1 pseudogene is annotated in these 1,153 nt (G+C 70.5%); it reads left to right on the forward strand.

The annotated features are described in order from the left end of the window. Positions 1 to 1,153, forward strand: a pseudogene (locus tag D7Y21_RS41210) (IS3 family transposase); the annotation flags it as partial.

Below are 1,153 nucleotides of genomic sequence, written 5' to 3' on the forward strand. Positions count from 1 at the left end.
TCGGCGAAGCGCAAGAAGGAGGCGGTGCTCCGGTTGCTCAAGGGCGAGGAACTCGACGCCCTGTCGCGGGAGCTGGGCGTCACGGCGGCCGTGCTGAGTGAGTGGCGGGAGAAGTTCCTGGCTGGGGCCGAAGCGAACCTCAAGAGCCGCGAGCCGGAAGCGGCGGACGACGAGGTGTTGCGGCTCAAGGCCATGGTGGGCGAGCTGATGATGAAGAACGAGCTGCTCTCGGAGAAGGCCCGACTGCTGGAGGGCAACGCGCCGGGTTTTCCCTGGAGGAAGTCGAGAGGATGAGCGCCCGGCTCTCGCCTTCCAGCGGCAAGCGGTACGGCCTGGCGCTCGTGACGGCCACCTGGGGTGTGCCTCGCGCCACGGTGTACCGACACCGCACCCGCCGTCAGTCCACGGAGGGGCCGACGGCGCGGCGCGGCCCCAAGACGGCGCTGACGGACGAGGCGCTGCGGGAGGCCATCCGCGGCGTTCTGGCGGCCTCGCCCTTCCTGGGCGAAGGGCACCGAAAGGTGTGGGCACGGCTGCGCGCGCAGCACGTACGCACCTCGAAGGCCCGCTGCCTGCGGCTGATGCGCGAGGCGGGGCTCCTGGCGCCGGGCCGTGCTCGCCGGGTGCTGGGGCCACGCCACCACGACGGCACGATTACCACCGACAGGCCCGACGTCATGTGGGGCACCGACGCCACCTGCACGGTGACGGCGCTGGAGGGCCAGGCCACCGTCTTCATCGCCATCGACCACGCCACTGCCGAGTGTGTCGGCATCCACGCGGCCAAGGTAGGCACCCGTTTCGAAGCCCTCGAGCCCATTCGCCAGGGCGTCAAGGCTCGCTTCGGTGGGTATGGCCGAGGCGTGGCCTCGGGGCTGTCCATCCGCCACGACAACGGCAGCCAGTACACCTCCGACGCCTTCCAGAGCGAGCTGCGCTTCCTGGGCGCCCAGTCCAGCCCGTCCTTCGTCCGCAGCCCCGAGGGCAACGGCTGCGCCGAGCGCTTCATCCGCACCCTCAAGGAGCAACTGCTCTGGGTGCGCACCTTCTCCACCGTGGAGGCACTCCGACAGGCGCTGCTGGAGTGGGCCCACCGGTACAACGAGCACTGGCTGCTGGAGCGCCACCATTTCCGCTCGCCGAGTCAGGCCCG

It is taken from the genome of Corallococcus sp. AB045 (assembly GCF_003668895.1).
Classification (GTDB): Bacteria; Myxococcota; Myxococcia; order Myxococcales; family Myxococcaceae; genus Corallococcus; species Corallococcus coralloides.